The 25,133-nt window shown below is 26.9% G+C and carries 21 protein-coding genes, 2 pseudogenes and 1 other annotated feature; of the genes and pseudogenes, 4 read left to right on the plus strand and 19 right to left on the minus strand.

Features of this window, described 5'->3' with window-relative positions; all coding sequences use genetic code 11:
• Window positions 1-20 precede the first annotated feature (20 nt).
• The 6 genes from queG to BN8917_RS11675 all read right to left on the minus strand — a co-directional run bounded on the left by queG (window position 21) and on the right by BN8917_RS11675 (window position 6,067).
• The gene (gene queG, locus BN8917_RS11650) at window positions 21-1,016 is read right to left on the minus strand and encodes a tRNA epoxyqueuosine(34) reductase QueG (RefSeq protein WP_066874600.1); all 996 of its coding nucleotides are present in this window, start codon (window positions 1,014-1,016) and stop codon (window positions 21-23) included.
• 21 nt (window positions 1,017-1,037) lie between these two features.
• Window positions 1,038-1,619 (minus strand): serine O-acetyltransferase EpsC, encoded by a 582-nt coding sequence (epsC, locus tag BN8917_RS11655; protein ID WP_066874602.1) that lies wholly within the window; start codon window positions 1,617-1,619, stop codon window positions 1,038-1,040.
• 15 nt (window positions 1,620-1,634) lie between these two features.
• On the minus strand, window positions 1,635-2,543 hold the full coding sequence (cysK, locus tag BN8917_RS11660) for a cysteine synthase A (RefSeq protein WP_066874604.1): 909 nt from the start codon (window positions 2,541-2,543) through the stop codon (window positions 1,635-1,637).
• Between the two features lie 108 nt (window positions 2,544-2,651).
• Window positions 2,652-2,890: a binding site (T-box leader), on the minus strand.
• A 77-nt stretch (window positions 2,891-2,967) separates the two neighbouring features.
• A complete protein-coding gene (locus tag BN8917_RS11665) occupies window positions 2,968-4,224 on the minus strand; it encodes a magnesium transporter (protein WP_066874606.1) in 1,257 nt (418 codons plus the stop codon).
• Window positions 4,225-4,490: 266 nt separating this feature from the next.
• The gene (locus tag BN8917_RS11670) at window positions 4,491-5,138 is read right to left on the minus strand and encodes a hypothetical protein (RefSeq protein ID WP_066874608.1); all 648 of its coding nucleotides are present in this window, start codon (window positions 5,136-5,138) and stop codon (window positions 4,491-4,493) included.
• 47 nt (window positions 5,139-5,185) lie between these two features.
• Window positions 5,186-6,067, minus strand: a complete 882-nt coding sequence (locus BN8917_RS11675) for a YegS/Rv2252/BmrU family lipid kinase (protein ID WP_066874610.1) — start codon at window positions 6,065-6,067, stop codon at window positions 5,186-5,188.
• A 280-nt stretch (window positions 6,068-6,347) separates the two neighbouring features.
• On the opposite strand from BN8917_RS11675, the gene pssA reads away from it, so the two are divergent.
• Window positions 6,348-6,869, plus strand: coding sequence for a CDP-diacylglycerol--serine O-phosphatidyltransferase (gene pssA, locus BN8917_RS11680; RefSeq protein WP_066874612.1), 522 nt, complete (start codon window positions 6,348-6,350; stop codon window positions 6,867-6,869).
• Window positions 6,870-6,903: 34 nt separating this feature from the next.
• Here pssA and BN8917_RS11685 read toward each other — a convergent pair whose 3' ends face one another.
• The 9 genes and pseudogenes from BN8917_RS11685 to BN8917_RS11725 form a co-directional block, all read right to left on the minus strand.
• Window positions 6,904-7,347, minus strand: coding sequence for a hypothetical protein (locus BN8917_RS11685; RefSeq protein ID WP_066874614.1), 444 nt, complete (start codon window positions 7,345-7,347; stop codon window positions 6,904-6,906).
• A gap of 102 nt (window positions 7,348-7,449) precedes the next feature.
• Complete coding sequence (locus tag BN8917_RS11690) at window positions 7,450-8,802, minus strand: SpoVR family protein (protein ID WP_066874616.1); 1,353 nt, start codon at window positions 8,800-8,802, stop codon at window positions 7,450-7,452.
• Between the two features lie 17 nt (window positions 8,803-8,819).
• Window positions 8,820-9,995 (minus strand): sporulation protein YhbH, encoded by a 1,176-nt coding sequence (gene yhbH, locus BN8917_RS11695; RefSeq protein WP_066874618.1) that lies wholly within the window; start codon window positions 9,993-9,995, stop codon window positions 8,820-8,822.
• Between the two features lie 4 nt (window positions 9,996-9,999).
• Window positions 10,000-11,262 (minus strand): annotated as a pseudogene (locus tag BN8917_RS11700) (serine protein kinase); the annotation flags it as partial.
• Window positions 11,263-11,284: 22 nt separating this feature from the next.
• Window positions 11,285-12,778, minus strand: a complete 1,494-nt coding sequence (locus BN8917_RS11705; protein ID WP_066874620.1) for a recombinase family protein — start codon at window positions 12,776-12,778, stop codon at window positions 11,285-11,287.
• A gap of 66 nt (window positions 12,779-12,844) precedes the next feature.
• Entirely contained in the window at window positions 12,845-13,057 is a 213-nt protein-coding gene (locus BN8917_RS11710; protein ID WP_066874622.1) for a hypothetical protein, read from the minus strand.
• 139 nt (window positions 13,058-13,196) lie between these two features.
• Window positions 13,197-13,484 carry a cupin domain-containing protein gene (locus BN8917_RS11715; RefSeq protein ID WP_066874623.1) on the minus strand — a complete coding sequence of 96 codons (288 nt, stop codon included), beginning with the start codon at window positions 13,482-13,484 and terminating at the stop codon, window positions 13,197-13,199.
• 144 nt (window positions 13,485-13,628) lie between these two features.
• Window positions 13,629-14,342, minus strand: a complete 714-nt coding sequence (locus tag BN8917_RS11720) for a Crp/Fnr family transcriptional regulator (protein WP_066874625.1) — start codon at window positions 14,340-14,342, stop codon at window positions 13,629-13,631.
• Window positions 14,343-14,787: 445 nt separating this feature from the next.
• Window positions 14,788-15,459 (minus strand): annotated as a pseudogene (locus tag BN8917_RS11725) (serine protein kinase); the annotation flags it as partial.
• Window positions 15,460-15,831: 372 nt separating this feature from the next.
• Between BN8917_RS11725 and BN8917_RS11730 the strand changes: the two are divergent.
• From BN8917_RS11730 to BN8917_RS11740, 3 genes are all read left to right on the plus strand, one after another.
• On the plus strand, window positions 15,832-16,758 hold the full coding sequence (locus BN8917_RS11730; protein WP_066874627.1) for a TetR/AcrR family transcriptional regulator: 927 nt from the start codon (window positions 15,832-15,834) through the stop codon (window positions 16,756-16,758).
• Between the two features lie 3 nt (window positions 16,759-16,761).
• Window positions 16,762-18,177 (plus strand): DHA2 family efflux MFS transporter permease subunit, encoded by a 1,416-nt coding sequence (locus BN8917_RS11735; RefSeq protein WP_066874629.1) that lies wholly within the window; start codon window positions 16,762-16,764, stop codon window positions 18,175-18,177.
• Window positions 18,178-18,420: 243 nt separating this feature from the next.
• Window positions 18,421-19,209 (plus strand): hypothetical protein, encoded by a 789-nt coding sequence (locus BN8917_RS11740; RefSeq protein WP_066874632.1) that lies wholly within the window; start codon window positions 18,421-18,423, stop codon window positions 19,207-19,209.
• A 79-nt stretch (window positions 19,210-19,288) separates the two neighbouring features.
• On the opposite strand, the gene BN8917_RS11745 is transcribed toward BN8917_RS11740, so the two are convergent.
• The 4 genes from BN8917_RS11745 to BN8917_RS11760 all read right to left on the minus strand — a co-directional run bounded on the left by BN8917_RS11745 (window position 19,289) and on the right by BN8917_RS11760 (window position 25,132).
• On the minus strand, window positions 19,289-21,091 hold the full coding sequence (locus BN8917_RS11745; protein ID WP_066874635.1) for an SEL1-like repeat protein: 1,803 nt from the start codon (window positions 21,089-21,091) through the stop codon (window positions 19,289-19,291).
• A gap of 318 nt (window positions 21,092-21,409) precedes the next feature.
• On the minus strand, window positions 21,410-22,273 hold the full coding sequence (locus BN8917_RS11750) for a hypothetical protein (protein ID WP_066874637.1): 864 nt from the start codon (window positions 22,271-22,273) through the stop codon (window positions 21,410-21,412).
• A 186-nt stretch (window positions 22,274-22,459) separates the two neighbouring features.
• On the minus strand, window positions 22,460-23,782 hold the full coding sequence (locus BN8917_RS11755; protein ID WP_066874639.1) for an ABC transporter permease: 1,323 nt from the start codon (window positions 23,780-23,782) through the stop codon (window positions 22,460-22,462).
• Between the two features lie 15 nt (window positions 23,783-23,797).
• Entirely contained in the window at window positions 23,798-25,132 is a 1,335-nt protein-coding gene (locus BN8917_RS11760; RefSeq protein ID WP_066874641.1) for an ABC transporter permease, read from the minus strand.
• Window position 25,133 lies beyond the last annotated feature (1 nt).

Raw genomic sequence — 25,133 nt, forward strand, 5'->3', positions numbered from 1 at the left:
ATGACATAACTTATAAAATATTATAATTTATCAATGTCTAAAAGTCTATTTTTGTAGTCATTAATATACTCTGAATTTGATTTTACATCTTTTATATTTTCTTTTTCTACTAAATGTCTTTTTATCATTGCATTTCTAATAATAATATTTTTACCTCTCCATCCACAAGATGTTTGCTTAAAAGTTTTCTTAAAATTTGCATTATCTATACTTATCATATCTTCTGTAGTAACATTTCTCATAAAATCCTTTGGCTTAAATTCTTCAATTTTTGAATATTCTTTATCTCTATTATAAGGACATTCTAATTGACAACTATCACAGCCAAAAATTCTTCCATCCATCTTCTTAATAAATACTTTATTAATTTCTTTTTTCTGAGTAATATATGACATACATATATTACAATTTTTTCTCACTCTATTTATAGATTTAGTTGGACATTCATTATAACAAATTTCACATTCTCCACATTCTTTAAACTGTTGAATTTCATCTGCAGTTCTAACATCTTCACCTGCAATATCTAAATCAGTTATTATTTCACCTAAAAATACATATGATCCATATTTTTTGGTTATTAACATATTATTTTTACCTATAAATCCAACACCACTTATATAAGCTATATATCTTTCAGGCAATGTATTACTATCTGTAAATGCTAAAGCTTTTCCACCTTTACTTTCTATAAATTCACAAACTTGTTTTAAGTATTTATGTACTACATTATGATAATCTTCCCCTCTTGTATAAAGTGAAAATCCATTATCTTCATACTCAGTATCATGAAGATAAGGAAAGGCTATAGAAATTATAGTCTTTCCTTCTTCCATATAATGATTTGGGGTTATTCTAATATCAATGTCTTGTTCTTCAAATTCATTTTCTAAACCTTTTTCTTTTCTTTCTTTAAAAAAATCATAAAGTTCAGTAAATTTTCGACATTTAATAAAGCCTATAGTATCTAGCCCTATTTCTTTACAATAATCTATAATTTCTTGTCTTAAATCCATACTAATTCTCTTTCTGTCATTTTAAATAATCATGTTATTATAAATTTTTTGCCCCTTGTAATCTTCTATTTCTATAATATCACATTTATTTTTTTTATTCTTATTCACTGCTGGTATTCCTACAATTGTAGCATTTTCTTCCATATCCCTTAAGACTACAGCATTAGCTCCAATTTTTGAATTAGCCCCTATTCTAATTGGACCTAAAACTTTAGCTCCACAACCAATTATAACATTATCCTCTATAGTTGGATGTCTTTTTCCTTTATCTTTACCTGTTCCACCTAAAGTTACTCCATGATAAATAACTACATTATCACCAACTTCAGCTGTTTCCCCAATAACTACTCCCATACCATGATCTATAAACAATCCCTTACCTATAGTTGCTCCTGGATGAATTTCTATTCCTGTTAAAAACCTTGCTAGCTGTGATATAAGTCTTGCCATAAAAAATAACTTTCTCTTATAAAATTTATTAGCAACTCTATAAAAAATTAATACATGAATACTAGGATATAAAAGAAAAACTTCTAATTTGGATCTAGCAGCAGGATCATTTTTTAATACACTATTTATATCACTTTTTATATTTCTAAACAACTTTATCCCCCATTTTTATTCATATAATCCTGTAGAGAAATATTTTTCTCCACCATCAGCTGATATAGCAACTATATTTTTATCTTTTGGTAATTCTTTAGCTAAATCTAATGCAGCTAAAATTACAGCTCCTGATGAGATTCCTACAAGAACTCCTTCTTCCTGTGCATATGATTTTGCTATAGTGAAAGCATCTTCATTACTAACCTTAACAATTTTATCTACAACTTTAGAATCGTATATTTGTGGTACAAATCCTGCTCCAATTCCTTGTATTTTATGAGGACCAGGATTTTCTCCAGAAAGAACTGCTGATGCTTCTGGTTCTACTGCAATTATTTTTATATCTTTATTAAATTCTTTTAATTTTCTTCCTATGCCACTAATTGTTCCACCTGTTCCAACACCAACTACAACTGCTGCAACATCTGGTATATCTTTAATTATTTCTTCTGCTGTAGTTTCATAGTGCTTATCTCTATTTCCTACATTATTAAATTGTTGTGGCATAAAATATCCTTTTTTATTTACAAGCTCTGTAGCTTTTTCAATTGCGCCCTTCATTCCTTTAGAAGCATCAGTTAATATAAGCTCAGCCCCATAAGCTTTTATAATTTCTCTTCTTTCTTTACTCATACTCTCTGGCATGACTATAACTACTTTATAACCTTTTAACTTACCAATCATAGCAACAGATATTCCTGTATTTCCACTTGTTGGTTCAACAATAACATCACCTTTTTTTAAAGTACCCTCCCTTTCCGCTTTTTCTATCATTCCAAGAGCTGCTCTATCTTTAATACTACCTGTAGCATTAAACCTTTCTAATTTTACATAAACATTTGCCCCATTTTTATCATTTATCGAGTTAATTTTTACAATAGGTGTCCCCCCTATTAATTCTAATGCATTATTATATTTCATTACTTCTCCTCCTATCTTTTAACTAAACTACATTTTAGAAATTACATATATAAAATTAAATAAATATTTCCTAAAAAAGTGTATAAAAAAATCGCCTCTAAATTTTCATTTAGAGACGATTTTTCACCGCGGTCCCACTCTAATTAAACACATAATAACTGTGCTTCATCTTTTCAAGTACATATTTATACTCTATCATTATAACGGTTGAATTCCGTAAAATCCTACTTCTATTTCAGATATATGCTCCAAAGTGCACTTCTCAAAAACTAAGGTTAAAGGCTCTCAGCATCCCTTTATCTCTGTATCCTATCATTTATGGTACTCTACTTTATCATAGCATTTATTCTATTCTCTGTAATTTCTTATATTATAATTATATTCTAACAACTCAGTTTTGCAACTGTTTTTTTATAACAATTTTCTACCTATTTTTCTTAAGTAAAGGCTCAAAGAATTCATCAACTATATCTGACATAAGCACTATTCCTTTGATTTTTTCTTCTTCATCAATTACTGGTACTGAAACAAGATTATATTTAGATAAAATCTCCGCTGCAATTGAAATATCATCTGTATAATTTATAGATATAGGATTTTCTTTCATTATATCCTTAAGCTTACATTCATTCTTATTTAAAATTAAATCAGCAAAACTTACTACTCCTTCTAGTCTATTTTCTTCATCAGTAATATAAATATAATACATTACTTCTTCTTCTGGCTTAGACTCTCTTAGTAGATCTAAAGTTTCACCAACTGTAATATCTGTAATATTTAAAGATATAAAGTCCTTATTCATTATACTTCCTATACTTTCATCACTATAAGAAAGTAATTCTTCAACTTCTTTAGCATCTTCACTTTCTAAGTTAGCTAATACCTTTTCTCTTTGCTCTTGATCTAACTCATCTAAGATATCTGCAATTTCATCATTAGGGATATTTTCAAAAAGTTCAGCTGTTTCTAGATCTGAAAGTTCTTTAATAATACTAACTTGAACTTCTGGCTCTACTTCTTCTAAAGTATCGGCTGCTAAATCTTCACTTAAACTTTCAAAAATACTTTTTCTTTGCTGCTCATCAACTTCTTCTAAGATATCAGCTATATCTGCTGGATGAAGCTGATGTATTCTTTTATATGGCGCTGCAACTTGAAGATTATTTTTTTCAACTTCTAAAGATTCAACATCTTCCCACATAACTGCTCTTTCTTCAAAGTCCTTTTTAAATATACCACCTAAAAATCTGCCTAAACCTTCAAGACCTTTTCTTCTATATCTAACATATTTACCAGTCTCAATAGCTATTACTCTATATCCACCAGCAAATTCTGCAAGTCTTAAATCTTCTACTCTAACAACTTTTCTACCATTAACGTCTACTATCTTTTTATCTAAAATATCTTTAGTTAATAAATGACTATAGTTTCTAGGAAGTATTTCTCTACTTCCACTAACTTGTATTCTCACTTTTCCAGACTCATTTTGATAGAAATCTATTCTTTTAAACTCACAGCTTAAAATCCCTTCATCAACTTTAACTTTATAACCAATTACTTTTGGAAATCCATTTTCAGTTGTTACATAAACATCTTTAAGAACCCCCATAACTTCATTAAACTCGTCATAAATTTTTTTATTTAAAATTGAACTATAAAGAAAAAAACTTAATCTATTCATAATAAAAGTCCTCCTCACGCTTAAGACGCATGAGGAATTTATAAGCTAAACTTCAAGCTCCCTCATACATCTTATTTGTTTATTATTTAATTTTCTTCGATAACTCTGAGGGACACCCTCCATTTAGACTCACCACCTTTAGTTCTTCACTTATTAATCATATTATATGTAATTGTACATAAATCTGTACATTACATTAATTATAATATATTAATCGCAATTAAATTGCAATAAATAAAGATTTTCAATTAAATATAAAAAAAGTTTTAAGACTTAAAAGTCCTAAAACCATAGAAAGTAATTCCAATTAAAAATAATTCACTAAATAAACAATATGGAAAATATCTTAAACCTAAAATATAAGCTAAATTTTCTAATATTAAAACTGAAATAAGGCCTAATAAAATATTCATACCTAAAATATTTGTAGTTTCATTAAATTTAAATAAGACTACTGATATTAATAAAGCTAAAAATATTATTAAGTAAATCGCTTTAAAGATATAATTATTTCCCATTTCGATTACATAACCAAATTCCCATCTTATATTAAACTTAGCTTTTAAAATAAGCATTATACCAAAGTAAGTTGATGTCATTACTCCAAGAATTATATTTATTTTATTAAATTTCACCTTATCTGTTCTCCAAAAAATATAAAATAAAATAATTATTATAGCCGGTATATAAAGTAAATCTAAAAATCCAATTATCTTAGCAACTTCTATACTTATTTTTAAACTTGTAAATACCATAAATAATAAAAATATATTTTTTAAAGCAGCAAGAAAAATAAATATCCCCATAGCTGGTTTTATCTTCTTTGGTGTTTTTTTTAAATTAATAAAAAACAATAATAAATAAAAAATAATTATAAGTAACAATAATATATAGTAGGAAAATGTACTTAACATATCCATCACTCCTAAACTGTTGTTACTTATAATTATTAAGTAAAATCTTATTTTATTCCTAAAACCTTAAGACCACCTTTAATACATCTAACATCTAAAGGAAAATCCGGTCCTTTTTCACCATCAATATCTGTAACTATATCCTCATTAGATTCTATTAGTATTCTATCTGTTTGGAAATATTCAACTCTAGGATCATTTAATATTTCACCTCTTAATACCTTAAAGAAAATATGTATTAATTCATGAATACTTACAGCCTTAAAAACTATTACATCTAATAAACCATCATTAGCAACTGCTTCTGTAGCCAATTTAAAATTACCTGCTGTTTGTCCATTGAAAACAAGCATAAGATACATCTTTAAATCTTCTTCTTTTTTCTCTTTAGCTGTTATACTAACTGATAATTTTCTAAAACTTGGAAGTTGCTCTATACCTTTTAAATAATATGCAAGCTTTCCTATTGTATTTTTTAAGTTTACATCTGTTTTTTGTGATACATCGGTAAATAAACCTGTTGATAATACATTAACAAAATATTTGTCATTAACTTTTCCAAGGTCAATATCCTTTGGTTTTGAATTTAATATCTTCTTTAGATTTTGTTTAATATCAGGTGATAAATTAAGGAATTTAGCAAAATCATTAGCTGTTCCTACTGGTAAGATTCCTATTGGGAGATCAATATTCCTCTTTTTCATAGCGTTAACAACAGAATCAACTGTTCCATCACCACCAGCTATGAGTATATATTCATATGTTTCGTCAATATCTTCTAGAGCCTTTTCTACACCCTCACCTTTTTCTATTCTAAATGGTTCAACATTTAAATTCTTTTGTTGATGCATTTTTATAACTATATCCAAATGAGCTAATATAGCATTTTCTCCTGAATAAGGGTTATAAATAAACTTTACCTTTTTCAACTCTTTCCCTCCACTTTTGATATCACTACTTCGTATTACTTCTTTAATTTAAAATCTTTTACATTTTCTTAATAAACTAGATTATATCACTTATTTTAGGCCTTGTCGACTTTACACATCATATTCTTACTGATATAATTTAAGTTATTAAATTACATAGTTTAACTATTTTTTAATATAAGATGTAAAAAATAAACGTATGTTTAATGCTTCTATTAAATAATTATTTATATAGGCCTTAAATTAGACTATGTTTTTAAAACTAGGAGTGATAATTTTTATGAAAAAAAGTTGTATACCTAATATATTTACTTTTATAAACCTAGGATGTGGAGTACTATCCTTACTTGCAACTTTTAAGGGAAAATTTTTTATATCAGCGTTGTTAATAATAATAGCAGCATTAGTTGATCGATATGATGGTAGAATAGCTAGATACCTACAAGTTACTAGTGACCTTGGAAAAGAACTTGATTCACTTGCAGATCTTGTATCATTTGGAGTTGCACCAGCACTATTAATATTCATACTATATAAATTTGATACTTTAGGTCCTTTAGGAATACTAGGCTATGCCCTACTTTTACTTTATCCGATTTGTGGTGCTTTCAGACTAGCTAGATATAACACTGCAGAATTTGATGGTAATTTTAGAGGAGTTCCTATAACTATTGCTGGTTGTATACTTGCTATATATGCTTTACTAGCAGGTGAAAGATTTACAAATATCTACCTACCACTAATATTTATGGTAATTTTATCTTATTTAATGGTTAGCAATATAAAATTGAAAAAATTATAATAAAAATAAGACCGCTAATTTTAATTTAGAGGTCTTATTTTTTCTTTTCTCCACCTTTATCTTTAAAATCTTTCCCATCAAAACCTTTTCCTCTACCATGCCCATCATCACAATCAAATCTTTTATTATTATTAAATAAAAGGTCTTGATCTATTTCAGTTAATATTATATCCTTAGTAGTTTGAATTTCTATAAGAGTACTCTTAAGTTTTAGATATTCTATATAGCAACATTGAACTCCATCTAGAGTTTTTATTAAACAATCTATAAGTTTTCCCAATTCATTAACTCTTTTAAGTGCATCCTTAACATCACCTTTTCTAGCTAATGCAATGCTATTTAATTCACCAGCACCACCAATTAGAAGCCTATATGAATTTATGTATTTTGAGAGAACTTCTACAAGGTTATTTACCTCTCTAAAATATTCTTCAAATAGAATCTTTGAATTAAGAACATCTCTTTTATCTATCCCCATTAAGCACTCACCTTCTTTTCTCTAATTTAAAGGAGTTTAAATTTATAAACTTAAACTCCCTGCATTAATTATTTATATTTAAATATACTCAATCTTATTCTTCTACTTTTCCTCACATATATAAACAACTTCAGAACCATCCTTATTTTTAGTAGTTAAAGTCACTTTTCTCTTCCAAAGTTCATATATATGCTTTAATGTCCTTTTTGTATAAGAAGCTTCTAATTCTCTTCCATCAAATACATGCTCTAAATTCAATGAAAAATCTTTTCTATCCATTTCCTTAACTCTTATATATGGAATAGAACCAACTCCACATTCTGTAGCAATAGTATCTCGTATTTTTCTCCAGCCATTCTCATCAGATACTTCATCAACAACTATATCTAAGCCTTTTTTACCATATTTAAATAAACCTAACTCTTCACATAATTCTTGAGTTAAATATTTTCTGAGAAATGAATTATCTCTTTCAAGCTCTCTGACCTCAAATAGCTTTTCTCTTCCATATCTCTTATCTATATCTTGAAGAACTTTAAAGCCTATATAATATGGATTAAGACTATATGGATTTGGAGCTATAACATCATTGTGTCTTTTTATAAATTCAAGATATAAGCCATCATCTAAATTCAATTTCTTAAGAATATTGTAATGCCAAAAACTTGCCCAACCTTCATTCATAATCTTTGTTTCTATCTGAGGTATAAAATACATACTTTCTCTTCTAACTATACTAAGAATATTTCTTTCCCAATCTTCTAAATCACCATACTTTATGATAAATTGTATTAAATCATCATCTGGCTCAAGAGGTATTTTATTAATATCAGGCATTTCTATTTCCTCATATTGATCTAAAATACTTCTTTGTTCTCTTTTTTTTGCATAATCATCAAGCATCCCTTGCTTAATCTTTTCTTCTGAAACTTTCTTTACTCCAATTACTCTTGGAACCTGATATCTTATAGAATGTGCTGCATCAATAACTCTTTCTACTTCACTATATCCAATACTAGGATCATTTATATATCCTCTTATTATATCTGCATCTAATTTAAACATTTCTATAGTTTTATCTGCTCTTGTCCCATCTCTAAATAATCTATTATTTTTGAAAAAATCATTATGACCATAAACATGGGCCATAGTTAATATTTGAAGTAATAAAGTATTTTCTCTCATAAGATAAGCAAGACTCGGATCAGAATTTATAACCATTTCATAAGGCAGTCCTGTCATGTTAAAAGAATATAATGTTTTATTTTTTTCATAAGCTTTACCATAACTCCAGTGAGGATATTTTGATGGCATTCCTACATAAGCTTCATAAGCTAACATATCATTATATCCAATAACTTCAAATTCTTGAGGATAACAATCAAGCCCTACTTCTTCAACTATTTTTTCAATTTTTTTATTCCAATCTTCTAAATCACTTAATAAATAATCCATAGGTTTTTACACCTCCTCTAGTCATCCTCATTCAATTCTTTGGATAACATCTCTTTTAAAGCTGTCCATAAGTCTTTTTTATCTTTAACTATAACAGATACAAAATTTTTTTTATCTATTTCTTTATTAAATCGATAATACATTGTTGTTGAATATGTTGATGGTAAAAGTTCTGCATATCCACATAAATTTGAAACATCACAAAGATCATTTATAGCTTTTAAAGCTTTTTCATTATCTTCACTCCAATTATCACCATCTGACGCATAAAAAGGATATATATTCCACATATTCGGATTATATTTTTCTTGTATTAATTTTAAAGCAGTATTTAATCCAGAAGAAATATAAGTTCCACCAGATTCTCCTTTATGGAAAAATTCATATTCATTAACAATCTTAGCTGTTGTAGTATGAGAAATAAATTCAAAAGCTAGATTATTATATTTTCTTCTTAAGAATCTAGATAAAACAAAGAAAAATGATCTAGCAAGATATTTTTTACTACTATCCATTGATCCAGAAACATCCATTATAAAAATCATAACAGCATTACTTTCTTTTTTAGGTTTTTGTGTAACCCTATAATATCTTAAATCATCTTCTCTAAATGGAAATCTCTCAATTTCTTCATCGATTCCAGCCTCTTTTAAAGCTCTTTTTTTACCTTGCTTTCTTGAAAGCTTTGACATAACAGTTTTCTTTTTAGCAAGTCTTGGTCTTATTCCATGCCTTTGATAACCTCTTCTTCTGCCTGTACTTTGTACTATAATCTCTGAATATTTTTTTCTATCCAAATTAGGTAAATCAAGATCTTCAACTATATAATCCATAAGTTCTTCAAGAGTTATCTCTGTTTCATAAATATCTTTTCCTTCTTCATTTCCAGCTCCACCTGAACCTTTTCCTTTTTGTTTTCCAGTTGAACCAATCTTATCACCTTTCTTTTCATTACCAGTTCCAGTTGCAACGCCGCCATTATTATTTCCAAATACAAATTGATATTCTTTTATTCCCCTTATAGGTATTTTAAATTTTTTATTCTTAGTTTCTCCTATAATACTTTCTTCTGAAAGAATATCTCCTAAATTTTCTTTTATTGATTTATCTACTAATTGTCTATGCCTTCTTCTATCCTCAATAGCTCTATCATGTTCAACTTGATTATCTAATTGATCTCTAAAAATAGCCATTTATTTAATCCTTCCATAGATTATTAGCAGCATATTTTAATATAACATCACAGCAATGAGGACAGTATCCATTCTTCTCCATCTCAGCTACCATAGCATTGTATTTTGCATCCTGTTCTTTATCTCTAACTCTAGATTTAGTAATAATTCTTGAAAGGTCTTTAACAGAAGCTGTTAATTTCTTTTCTATAGCTTCCTTTAATGGTTCATAAGATTTATAATCAATTTTTCCACCACTTCTAACAACATAGAACATATATGATGTTACATCTGCTCTAAATCCTTTTGCTGAAACTTCTGAAATTCCTATTTGTTCTTCTATACTTCTCATAAATTCTTCATCTGGATTTAATTCTTCACCAGTTGAAAAATCTTTTATTTTATTTCTATTAGTATAAGCTTCTGCATTATCTAAATAATTGTTAAATAAGCTTTCTGCTTGTTCCTTAAATGAGTGTATAAATGCCTTAGTAATTTCTTTTTCTAAAATTTTATTATATTCTTTTCTAATAGTATCTTGAACAAAACCCAAATATTTCTTCTTATCATCTTGAGAAATATCACAATCCTTAATTGATTTAATTATACTTTCCATTATGCTTAAAGGATTTATACAATTATAATCTGAATTTGAAAGAGCATTATCTATTGCTTTTATAATAAATCTTGTTGATATACCTTTCATTCCCTCAACAGGCCCTGCTTCTTCTTTAAGCTCCATAACATCAATTTTCTTAGTTGAGCCCTTTTCTACAATATCTTCACCATTATATAGTTTTAATTTTGTCATAGGGTCAACTTTCATTGATGGCATTAATCTAGATAATACTGCAAACATAGCTGCTATCTCTATAGAATGAGGTGCAATATGTGCATTAAAATTAGATTTATTAATTATCTTTTCATAGATTTTCTTTTCTTCTGATAATTCTAAACAATATGGTACTTCGACCTTAACTATTCTATCTAAAATGGCTTCATTAGTGTGATCTGACTTAAACTTATTCCATTCTGCTTCATTTGAGTGAGCAATAATAAGTCCATCAAAATATATCATTGAACCTTTACCTGGAGATGGTATAGATTTTTCTTGTGTAGCTGTAATTACAGTGTGAAGATATTCAACATCATTCTTAAATACTTCTATAAACTCAACAAGTCCTCTATTACCAACATTAAAAGCACCATTTAAAGAGAAAATTCTTGGGTCATCTTCTGAGTAAATATCCATTTTAGAAATATCAATAGAACCATTAAGTATAGAAGTTGCTTAACTTACTTAAAAGGTTCTAATTAGAATACTTAAGCTTTATTCTAATTGTTCCATCAATTTTTAATATTATATCTTCTATTACTTCTTTTAACATAGCATTTGTCCACTCTTCTATAGAAGTATTTAATATAGCTTCTATACCACTAAAAATAGTTTTTTCTTCAACTTTATTATCTTCAAGAGCTATTTTATTTTTTATTTTTTCTTTTTTATCTAGAAGATTTTTAAGAGACTTATTTATATTTTCATTTTGCAAACTATATAGTTCTTGCTCTATAAGCCCACTAGAGTAATTTATTAATAAGCTATTAGCTAAATGTACTTGCTTCTCTATACTTCGTTCTATGCTATTTAGTTCTAACTTTAATTGCTCTACATCACTTTTCCTTTTATATTTAATACCTTGTAATTTTTTAAAATTTTCTTGGCTTAAATCATCTAATTCTATCTTCAATAAAGCTTTAATATTATCTTCAATATATCTATTACTACTATGTCCTGATTTAGTTCCCTGTCTTTCATAAAGTAAACAATTATAACTACTTATATATTTCTCTTTTTTTCTCCTTTTTCTATACATTTTAGCCCCACATTCACCGCATATTAATAAGTTACTAAATAATGCTTTATTTGAATTTCTACTTCCTACTTTCATATAACTATTTTTAGCTCTTTTACTTCTCTCTTTTATCAATTTACTTACTTTTTCAAAAATTTCTCTATCTATTATTGCTTCATGATTATTTTCATGTCTGTACCACTCACTAGGATCAATCTTTCTATTTTCTTTTACTGTTGCATCAATCGTTCTAGTTTTACCTTGTACCAATGTGCCTAAGTAAAATTCATTTATAAGTATCTTAGCAATTGTGTTTCCTTGCCATCTTCCCCCTCTTTTTGTTTTAACTCCTCTATCAATAAGAATATTACAAATACTGTTATAACCATATCCTTCTAAATATAAATTAAATATATCTTTAACTATATTTGCTTCCTCTTTATCTACAAAATAATTTTTTGCCTTCTTATCGTAATAATATCCATAAGGAGGTTTTGGTGTATGGATTTTACCTTGAACATTAAAACTATCCCAAATCATTTTTATTCTTTCAGAAGTTGCATTTGCCTCTTTTTCTGCAAGCCATGCCATTAAACCAAAATTTGCAAAATCCTTCTCCGAATCCAGTCCATCCTCTAAAAATATTATTCTAATATGCTTTATTCTAAGCTTATTTATAGCATCTAAAGTTTCTCTTTGATTTCTCCCAAATCTACTAAATGACTTACATACTAATATATCAAATTTATTTTGTAAACCATCTTTTATCATTCTATTCCACTCTATTCTCTTATAAGCTTTAGCCCCACTAATGCCCTCATCAACATAGGCTTTATAATGAATGCAGTCTTTATTATTTTTAAACCATTGCTCAAATACTTTTTCCTGATTTTCTATGCTAGTATGTTGATCAAAAGTACTAACCCTACTAAAAGTTGCTACCCTCTTCATATTCCTTTTCACCTCGATAGATATTATTCAATATTTAGATATAAAAAATACAAGCATAATAAAATTTTATGCTTGTACTGTTATCATATTCTTAACTACTTCATCTATAGGTTTATCTCCATATTCAGTAATTACGGTATATATATTTTCTTTAAAATTAATTATTCTAATTCTTACTTTATCATCACAATATAATACTTTATTTTCTCCATCTTTTAAAAGCTTTCGTTCATTTATATATTCGTCTTCAGTTATATATTCTAATACCTGTTTGTCCATCAACGATATCAATGAAATTTCTCCTTGATATTTCTATCTATATATAACTATGTTATCTTAATATAAAAAATTACTTTTTATATTTATAAGATTTAATATTTGCTTGAACTACTTATTTCTTAAAAAGATATTACTTATATTATAGTGCTCCTATAGTAACCATTACTCTACTCTTTTCTCTAGCTATTATATTATGCACTCTTCTAGCATCAAAAGGTAATATTTCACCTTGTTCTAACACAACTTGTTCATCTCCTACAAAATTGAAGTCAATTATTCCTTCAAGTACTTGTATCATTGCATTTCCATTATGACTATGATTTGGAAGTCCCTTTCCTGCTTCAAATTCAAAATACATAACTCTAAAACTATCATTCTTAGTTAACGCTATCTTTTTTTCTTCTATTTGATTTAAATTTATTTTCATAATCCTCGCTCCTAACATACACTTTTTATTTTTAAATAATTATAAGCACAACTTATTTCTTATTTATACTTTTATGATATCACCCATAAATTTAAAAAAATGTGATTTAACTCACTAAATAAAAAAAGTTGTATTTCTACAACTTTATAAAATCAAATCTTCTAATAAATTCTTTTCTAATATTATAATTTTTTTAGTTCCTAACTTTAATATTCCCCTTTTTTCAAAACTAGATAACTTTCTACTTAATGTTTCTCTAGCTATTCCACAATAATTAGCCATTTCTTCTCTCTTCAATGGCAATTCAACAACTAATTCTTGATTTTCATAAAAGGAATATTTATCTATAAACTCTATAAGCATACATGCAATCCTTTTTTCTGGCTTACTATCAGATAAATTTATACTTAAATTCTGAAACTTTTCAAGTCTTTCACTTAAGCCTTCTAATAAACTTAAGGCTATAGATGGATTCCTTTTTATTAATTCCTCTAAGTCACTCTTAGATATAGTGCAAATTTCTGTATCCTTAATTGCTGTAGCAGAAATATTACTAGCTTTTTTTGTTCCTAATATATTAGTTTCTCCAAAAAAGTCACCAACAGACAATACATTTATAATTTTCTCTTTACCATCCGATGTATTTTTAAAAATTTTAATTGCCCCTTCACTTATAATAAAAAGCTTAGATAACTCTTCCCCTTCTAAAAATAAATTTTCTGATTTTTTTAGATGAATATGCTTTCTAATCTTTATAACTTCTTCTAACTGTTCATTTGATAATAATTTAAAAATAGGAACTTCCTTAGCATAAAGCCTACTTTCACATTTTTTACAACAAAACTTTTCTTTAACCATTACTTAGTTACTAAAATATTATAAGGTATAAAAACTCCTTGTAACTATCTAGCAACACTTCACCTCTATTCTTTATTTTCTATTTTAAATAAAAAATACTATTCTCTTTTATCATTACACCTGTATTTTGTAAATTAATAATACTATCTAACACTCAATTAAAATCAAAATATTATTTATACCTTATAAAAAATAAAGATATAAAAGTTTCATCATACAATATAGATAATAAAATTCTATATCTTTATTTTCTTATATTATACCAAACTTAATGTTATTCTCATATTTCAACAAACTAAGTAAAACTCTAAAATCTACATAAATAGCATTCTATTTTTCAAATAATCTAATATTATAACTATTTAACTTCACATATGTATAAAGATATAAATTCTAAAGAAAGTAACTTACAACCTTTCTTTTATATGTACTATTCCTAATAAATTAATATAGAAGTATCTTGGTTATTAGGGTCAACTGGTGGAACTACTCCTATTCCTTTTCTTGAACGAATTGAAAAATGTTTAGTTTCTACTGGTACATTTTCATATTCCCCATTATATTCATTTAAAAGCCTGTGCTTACATACTGGGCATAAATCACCTTCAATTTGAACTCCTAAACTTTCTTCAAATTGTTTTCTTAAGTGCTTAGGAATTAAGTGCATAGGTTCTTCATGCATAGGGCATCCTTTTATACAATAAATAGGTGGTGCTGATTCTAATAAATTTTTAATTGCTTCAACTAAAGATGATTTACCTGCACCTACTGGTCCTACTAGATATAAAACTTGTCTAGCCTCTTCCCCTTTCATAGATGCTGAATAGAAGTAATTCATAATTTTCATTATTACTTTATCTATTCCATAAAAATCCTCTTTAAAGAAATTGTATTTTTTTATTTTCTCATTGCCGTAAATTTTCTTTATTTTAGTGTTTTCTTCTGGTTTTAAAACATTAACTCCTTGCTCCATTATTAGATCATAAATTCTTTTATGTGATAACTTTGTTATATCAGGATTATTTTTAACAAGTTCTAAATAATCTAAAAATGTTCCTTCAAATTTTTGCTTGTTACGGCTATCTCTATCATTTTTAATAAATTCCTTAAAATCCATATATAATCCCTCCTTTTATATAAATGTATTCACTTAAACTAATAAACTATGCCAAATTGCTTCAAGTTTTTTAAATAAAATCAGTTTGTTTTACATAAAGTTTTAAAAGATAGCATTTTTATTAAATTTAAAAATATATATTTATATTTTTAATTATTTTTATAATTTTTTCTATTTTTAATATAAATCTAAAAATAAACTCTCTACTTATATATATTTATTTTAATTTATGAATCCATTTGTTAATAAAACTTCATTTTATTAATTTTTAGTTAATTGACTTAATATTTTATTCATATTATAATCCCTATATCATACTAATTAGTTTTTATAAAAACCACATGGTTTTAATACATAAAAAGGAGTTTATCTATGGAAACTATATCTGTAAAAAAGGAAGAAATATTACAAACTGCTGTGCATCAATTTTCACAAAAAGGCTTTTATTCAACCTCTGTTCAAGATATAGCTAATGACTGCGGAATTTCTAAAGCAACTATATATAAATTTTTTAAATCAAAAGAAGATCTTTTAGTTGAACTTGTAAAATATTTTAATTATAAGATTTTCAAGACTATCAATACACTTGAGTTCGAAGATAACTTAGACTCACTTAAAAAGTTTGAAAAAAAAGTTTATATATTATTTAAGTATTTCTTTAAAAATAAGGACTTTATGGTTGTAATTACTCAAAACGTTCCAATTATAAATGATAAAGAAGTTGAAGCTGCATTAGCTCGAAATAGAATTTTTATTCTTAATTGTTTCAAATCACTTATTCTTGAAACTTACGGTGATAAAGTATTACCAATGATTTGGGATCTTACAGCAACCTTTAGAGGAATGATAACCTCATTTTTAATTACTTTATTAAAGAACGAAATCTTAATATCTGATTTAAGAAAAGTTTCAAAATTTATTGTTAAATCAATAACTTCAATAATAGAATTTCATTCTAAAGAAGATGTAATAATTCCGTTAAATACAATAGAAAACATGAACTTTAATTTTAATTTCGATAAAACCTTTAAATCTAAAGAAGATTTCTTTAAATTTGAATGGGAACAAGAAATGTTAAAAATAAAAACTAAAATCGAAAAAGATCACTCAATATCTGATAAAGAAAGTTTATTAAGCTCTATAGATATTATTGATTCAGAGATGAAATCACAAGATAGACGTGATTTCTTAATAGATGCTCTTATACTTTACTTATCTGATATAGAAATTCTTAAAGATAACCTATGTTATCTAAAAACACTTTACATTAAATTAAAAAAATTTAGAAAGGATGATTAACAAATGACAAATTCAGCTAGTTCAAAACAAGCTAAGCCATTAAACGCGCCTCTTGTTGCTGGAATTCTTTTATTTGGAGCATTTATTTCATTTTTAAATGAAACATCACTTACAACAGCGCTTCCATCTATTATGAAAGAATTACATATTAGTGCTCCAACAGCACAATGGTTAACAACAGCGTTTATGCTAACAACAGGAATCATGATCCCAATGACAGCTTTCCTTATAGAAAGATTTTCAACTAGAGCAATATTCTTTATTTCAATGGGATTCTTTACAGTGGGAACATTTTTAGGAGCTATCGCTCCAAACTTTGGAGTATTATTATCAGCTAGAGTTATCCAAGCTATCGGAGCAGGTATTATACTTCCACTAATTCAAACAGTATTTATGAGTATCTTCCCTCAAGAAAAAAGAGGTTTTGTAATGGGTATACTTGGAGTTGTTATTTCATTTGCCCCTGCTATAGGACCTACACTTTCAGGATGGATAATTCAATCTCATCCTTGGAGAGATATTTTCTATATAGTACTACCAGTAGCAATACTTGATTTATTAATCGCATTCTTTGCATTACAAAATGTAAAAGAACATAAGAAAGTTTCACTTGATGTAATATCAGTAATCTTATCTGCACTTGCATTTGGTGGATTATTACTTGGATTTAGTAACGGTGGTAATGATGGTTGGACTAACTTTACTGACGTATTACTTCCACTTATAGTTGGAGTTATTGCTCTTATCTTCTTTACAATAAGACAATTAAGATTAGAAACTCCATTACTTGATTTAAGAGTATTCAAAAATAATACTTATACTTTTGCAACAATAATAATAATGATTGCTTTTGCAGGATTTATATCATCAGAACTTATAGTTCCAATGTATATCCAAGAAGCTAGAGGTTACTCAGCATTTGATTCAGGTCTTATCTTAATGCCAGGTGCATTATTAATGGCTATAATGAGCCCAATTACAGGTAAGTTATTTGATATAGTTGGAGGAAGAGTTCTTGCAATAACAGGACTTGCACTTTTAACTATAGGTACTGGAGCATTTATGTTCTTAACAGCAACAACTTCAATATATCTAGTATCAGGTATATTTGCATTTAGATTACTTGGTATCTCAATCTTTATGATGCCATCAATCACAATCACTCTTAATGCACTTAAAGGACCACAAATTTCTCATGGTGCTGCTATTAATAGTACATTAAGACAAATTGCTGGTTCACTTGGAACATCAATACTTATTACAGTAATGACTGAAGCTGCTAAGAATTCTGGAGCTAGAACACCTCAACTTGCTTTAATTCACGGAGTTAATACTACATTTGTAGTGTCAACTGCTGCAACAGTTATCGCTTTATTACTTGCAATATTTATCTTAAAAGATACTAAAAAGAAAGCTTAATATAAAAAAGGCTATATCAAATATACTTGATATAGTCTTTTTATATACTAAACAAAATAATCAATTATTTACTTTATCTTGAATTTTAAATTTAGTAATTTATAGACTATTTACCTATCTATTTATTAATATAAATCTAAAAGCTTGATTTATATTTTAAATATATATGTTTTTATAGAACAAATCATTATAAAAGTATATAATTGATTAAACGATAAAATTTTATAGGAGAAAACTTTATATATGGGAAACACTACTAACCAAAGAAAAAAAACAGTCAAAAAGACTACTAATAAAAAAAAGAAGTTTAACTTATTTAAATTTATTAGAGCGATAATAATTATATCTATTATCTTATATCTCATATACTTTTGCTTAAGCTTAATATTTAGCCCAGCTAAACCAAAAGTTCCAGCAAATACTCCTGCACAGCCTGTAAAACAAGCTACTGTTACACCTCAAGCAGAAATAGATAATTATAAAAACAAACAACTTGCTTTAATAAACAACTTATTTAGATTTAATGAAAATTTATACTTATCAATGTCTAATAATAGCGTAGTTAATATTTATCCTGATTCACAAAATGCTGTATTAGCTTTAAGACAAAATTTTGACAGTTTCAGTAGTAAATTAGATGCAAGTTCTCAAGCATCAGAAGAAGATTTTTTAAATAATCTTTCAATTTTAAATAATAACTATGTACAAGCAGTAATTACATATAACACAGAAGCTCTATCATCAAATTGTAATAGTGATAAATTAAGCAAATTATTAAAAACATTACAATCAGCTTATCATACTGTAAATAAATACATGAATAATAATATAAATTTATTTAAGCCAAATGGAGGTACAGTTGTAACACCAGTTCAAGCTACTAATACAAATACATCTACTCCAGCACAAAATGCAGTATCTACTACAAATACAAGTACAAATACTACTACAACACCAGCTCAAGCTACATCAAATAACAATACTTATGTAGCAGTACCTACCCCAGCAGCAACTTCAGGTAATTCTATATAATAGTATTAGAAAAAAGAAGTATATCTTAATTAGGATATACTTCTTTTTATTTAAACTATCTTTAATACTCTTCTACATCCTATATACTTTCAATAGAATTATATAAACTTAAGCATAATGGATAATATTCTATATAAGTAAAATGATTTGATATTAAATTATATAGTTTGTCTATATTTTTCTTTATTTTATCTCTTTTCAGTTCATCTTTTATTTGCTTATATTCCCAAAGTTCTTTTATTATATTAAGAAGTATTTTATTTTCTTTTACTCCTAATCCTTTAGCTTCTTCAACTTTTATAATTAATTTAGTTAAATTTATAAACTCCTTTATAGTAACATTATATACAGTTGTATAATCAAACTCATTTAAGTCTAACTCTTCTATGATTTCTTCATTATCTTCTATAAAAGTATCATCAATTTCTGCATTATAAAACCCATCTAAATTTCCTATTTTAAAATTAGCATAAGCATTTCTAATATAATTTATAGAACTATTATCTATATCATTTACTGGTTGCTCCTCATACATTTCAGGTAAAGCTCCTGGTAAATATAAAGCCGCTTTTTTAAAATATTCTTTAGCTAAATTATTATTCTTAGCATATTCATAACAAAGTGCTAGATTATAACAAGCTTTTCCTAAACCTATAATCGGCTTGTCCTCTAATATTTCAATTAACTCTTCATATATCTCTATAAGATCAGTATACCTTTCTAAATATTCTAAGCCACATTCATCTCCATAAATTTTAATAGAGCTCCAAAAACTCTTATTATAATTATCACATAATTCTTCTAATAAGTTTAACTTACTTTCTTCTTCCCTATAACTTAAATCATCTGGATAAGTTTTAAGCTCTTCCTCAAAACCTTTTATTAACACTTTAGAATTATGTGAAATAGCCATTAAATCTTCTCTAAAATCATTTAACATCTTAAGCTTTTTAGGTTTAGGAACTAAAATAGTATTCTTTTCTTTCTGGAACTGTTTTAAAATACTTTCCTCATCCTCATTAAATCCATCTATAGCTTCAACTCTTGAAAAATTAATTAATGGCAAGGTAGTTTTTTGTAATTTATACTCATTTTCTATAAAACCTTCAAAAACTTCAGGATAAACATAAGCTAAATCCATAAAGTTCATATTCCATCCATAACTTGTATATGATTTAGATACTAATTCATAAGCATTATTTAATATATGTTTTTTTAGTTCATCCCTATTTTCAGCTTCATTAATATATCTATACAATGCATAATACATGTAGATATAATTTCTATCTATTTTTCTATAATTAAGTCCCATATTTATATCAGCTTCGACAGAAGTTATAAATGTATAAATAAACTTTTTAATACTTGTCTTTCTTAAAATCACTTTTGGTTCTTGCTTCTTATCAAGTAACGTCATATCATTTGTTACTGGAAAATAATCATCTTCTAAATCTTTCATTAAAAACTTAAGACGTAAAAGTGTCCCTATTCTTCCTAATTCAAAGTCTCCGTCAGTTGGTTTACTAAACTTAACTTTCTCTTTCTCTGTATATCTAACCTCATCTAAAGCTTCTTTTAAATATATTAAACTTTGCTTTGTATCTTTATAATAAATTCTATATACTTGTAAAAGTAATTCTAGTAAAAGTGCTAATTCATGTTTTTCATAATCTCTTTCTCTATCTTGTAATTTACATTTATCTATCATATCTTTTAATATAAAAAGTTCTTCATCATTTATTAGCTTTTCATAATCTAATTCTACTCTTAACTTTAATAATTCCTTTATTGCAATCTTAGGATTTATATCCTTAAATAAATTGTTTCTAAAATTCCTTTCATCCTCTTTTAATTCATCAATATTTAATTTCATTTTAAACATAAAATCCCCCTAAATAAAATTTAATTTTGTATTGTAGAAAATCAACTTTGAATAACTTTTTTTATTTTTTAACTATTAGTTATTTATTAAATTAAGTTTTATTTAACTATATCCTCTGCTTTTAAATCAAACTCATTAATACTCATCCCTAATTTTACTATTTTTTAAATTTATTAAAATATTTTATATCTATAAGTTATAATAATTAAAATTTCGTTTATTTTTATCAAGAAAAAATAAACAAAGTAAGCCTATACTACTTTAAATTAAAAAGAGTATCCTCAAAGAAAAAACTTTCTCTAAGGATACTCTACTTTTTTATTTTGAATTATTATTTTGAACTGTAGTATTATCTAAAGGAACTAATTTTACTCCACTTAATCCCATAATGTTTATATTATCACCTTTAACAAGTGATATTTTTACACTTTGACTAACTGAATTATTAACAAGTTCATTGAATATAGGCATTCCCATAGCATCACTTACTGAGATAACTCCAACTCCACTTGGTATTTCAATCATATAGTTACCTGGTTTAACATTTTCACCAACTTGCCAAATTCCTTGATTTAATACATCTCTATATTGTCTTTTATAAGGTGTAAAGCTAAGCTTATTCATTCCTGAAATAACTAACTTATCTCCATCTTTTAAAATTATTACTGATTTATTAGGTACTGAATTTCCATCTTCTTTTATTGTTTCTTCAAAAACTTTATTTCCCTTTGAATTATAAAGCTCTACTTTACCTGATGAATCGGCTTCTGTAATATATATTCCTTGATTTATTTGTTTTCCAACATAATAAGTTCCTGAATTTAATGTTACAGGCTTTGCATCAGAATTATTTACTCCTGACACATCACTTTCATTCCCATTTATAACAACAGTTGAACTTCTAACTATTTGTTGAGGTGTTTGCTGAGCTCCTTGTTGTACTGATTGCTGTGCTGTTTGTTGTTGTTCTTGATCTGTTACTTGTTGCCCTTGTTTAGTTGCAGGTTTATTGTTAACAATATCACTATTTATCTTATTTGCATACATGCTTCCACCAACAATACCAGCTATAGCAAGCACAAATAATACCCAAAACCATATTGTTTTATAAAATGGTCTTCTACTATTATCCCCTACTCTTTCTCCATATAAATTCTCATCTTCTTTTCTCTTATTATCCATAGTTTTTAACTCCTTTTATCTAATGTATTTTTAAATTAAGATAGCTTTTGTATTAAAATTAATAAATAATTTTAATGTTTATTATATATATTTTATAAAAAGAACTATAACCTATTTAGAATAAATTATAGTTCTTTTCCCTAGCATATTATTAACAATTTTCTTACATTTTATTCTTTATTTATATTATTCTTCATTTATAGTTTCAACTACATCAAGTTTTGCAGCTCTGCCTGAAGGAACTATTCCTGCAATTAAAGCTACTAATGCTGATACTACAAATCCAAAAATAACATTACCAGCTGTAAGCTGTATTACAAAAGACTTTCCTATATAAGCTAAATATTGATTTACTCCAAATATACTTATAATTGCTAGAATACCACCAAGTATTCCACCAAATACTCCTAATATAAGTGATTGTACTAAGAATATTACTCTTATATTACCTTTTGTTCCACCAAGTGATCTCATAATACCAATCCACTTTTTCTTTTCTTGAACGGTCATTGTCATTGTATTAATAAGACCTATACTTGCAACAGCTATTACTATTATCGCTGCTAAATCTAAAATTCCTCTTATGAATCCTGTAAATATACTTGCTATTCCAACAACTTCACCTAAACTAAATGTTGAATATCCTAAATTATTATTTACTTCTGTCATGATACCTGGAATTACTTTTTGATTATTAGTATCTAATGTAACCATAGAATAACTTAGTTTAATATCATCTGGATTTTTACCTTCATAATAAGCTTGTATCTTTCTTGTTACATTATCAAATGTTATTATATTTCCTGGATAATATGAATTTAATTTTTTATAAACCCCTTCTATTTTTCCTTCTATAACTAAAGGCTTTCTAGCTGGCATTCCTGGCATACTCGGCATTTCAACTGTTAAAGTAATTGTTTTGCCTATAATACCTTTATATTCTTTAATTCCTAAATCATTTAAATATGATTCATCTATAAGCATACCATCTTTATCATTCTTAAGATCAGTACCTGCAACTATTGTTCCAGCCTGCCCATCATATTTATAATTTTCTACATAACCTAAAATAACTGCATTAGAACCTGTCTTTTCTACACCTTGTATTTTAATTTCAGAAACTCTAGCTGCATTATATGCACTTAAACTTTCAACATTCTTAATTTTTGCAAATTCAGCAAGTGTTGAATTATATATAGGTTTTGAATTATCCTCTTCCTTAGGATTTAACTGCTTATTAGCTGTATAAGGTAGCATACTTGGCTGATCACTTCCTACACTAGTGGTAATCTTATTCTTATCATATTTACTTGGAAGTACCATAACCTGATTTAAATTACCAAAACTCTCTACAAATTTTGTTGCTGTATGAGTTATAGTATCTCCAAGTCCTTGCATAGAAACTAAAAGCATACATCCAACAGCAATAGCAACAATAGTTAAAATACTTCTAAGTTTTCTTCTACTGATATCTCTTGCAGAAATAGCTATTCCATCTATAAGTTTCATAGTTATTCCTCCTTCCTACTGTCTTAATGCTTCGATTGGATCAAGCTTTGCAGCCTTGCTAGCTGGATAAACTCCTGCAATCATAGAAATAATAATAGAGAATACTATTGTTGCAAGAACAAGCCACCAAGGTATATTACTTATAAGATTTACAGATTGCCCTTGTTTTTCTATAGATTCTTTAACTACTGCACTTATTATTCTAAATAATCCAATACTTATTATAGAACCAATAACTCCACCAACAAATCCTATAACTCCTGATTGAACTATAAACATTAATCTTATTTGAGAATTACTTGCTCCAACTGATTTCATAACACCAATACTTTTTGTTCTTTCAGAAACTACCATAATCATAGTATTTACTATTCCTATTGCTGAAACTAAAAGTACTATTATTCCAAGAATTGATAAAGTAAGAGTTATATCTTCAAAATTCTTATTAATAGCTTCTGCTTTTGATTGATTAGAAGTTGTCATATACCCTAAATCCTCTATTGATTTTTGTAACTTTGAAACATCACCTAAGTTCTTAGCTTCTATATTTGCTCCATTATATCCATAAGTTTTCATAAAATTAGGAGTATATTGTAAGAAGCCAACTATATCTGCTGCATTTTTTGCACTCATAACAAAGTTATCTCCATCAGGCATATATTTACTTTCTACTCCTACAACAGTAAATGTCTTATTAAGAGGAGCTACTGGCTTTCCATTTATATTATCTATTTCAAATGTTAATTTTTTACCTATAATGCTACTTGGGTCTGTAACTCCTATCTTTTCTAAAAGAGACTCTCCAACTAAAATTCCATCTTTATCAGAACTATTTAATTTTGTTCCTGCTATTATAGGTTTAAAGTTTAAATCTTTAGATGAACTCTTTGCATTATTAACATCACTTTCAAAATATATATCATATTTTAAATCATATCCTTTGATAGGAAAATTACCATAATAAACTTTATCTCCAATTTTTATCTTAGCAAGATTCCCACCTATGTAAGCTTCTATTCCTTCAATATCATTTAATTTAGATATCTTCTCTAAACTTTCATCATTAATAATTTTAAAGTTCTTTTTAAACCAATCTGGCATTTCTTTTACAGCTTGTTGTGGATTATCTGGCATAACTGCTCCAGCTCTTATTGCTTCTAATGAAACAGTTTTAGTATTTGAACCACTGTTTACTGTATCTACTAAAAATCCTTTTATCATTAATCCAAGTGAAACCATTAAAAGAATTAAAATAGAACCAATAGTAACTCCTAGTGATGTAAGAAATGTTCTTTTCTTTCTTCTCCCCAAATCACTAAAAGCCATAGAGATATTATCTGAAAATCTCATT

Origin of the sequence: Clostridium mediterraneense (assembly GCF_900091705.1) — a bacterium.
GTDB classification, from domain to species: Bacteria; Bacillota; Clostridia; order Clostridiales; family Clostridiaceae; genus Sarcina; species Sarcina mediterraneense.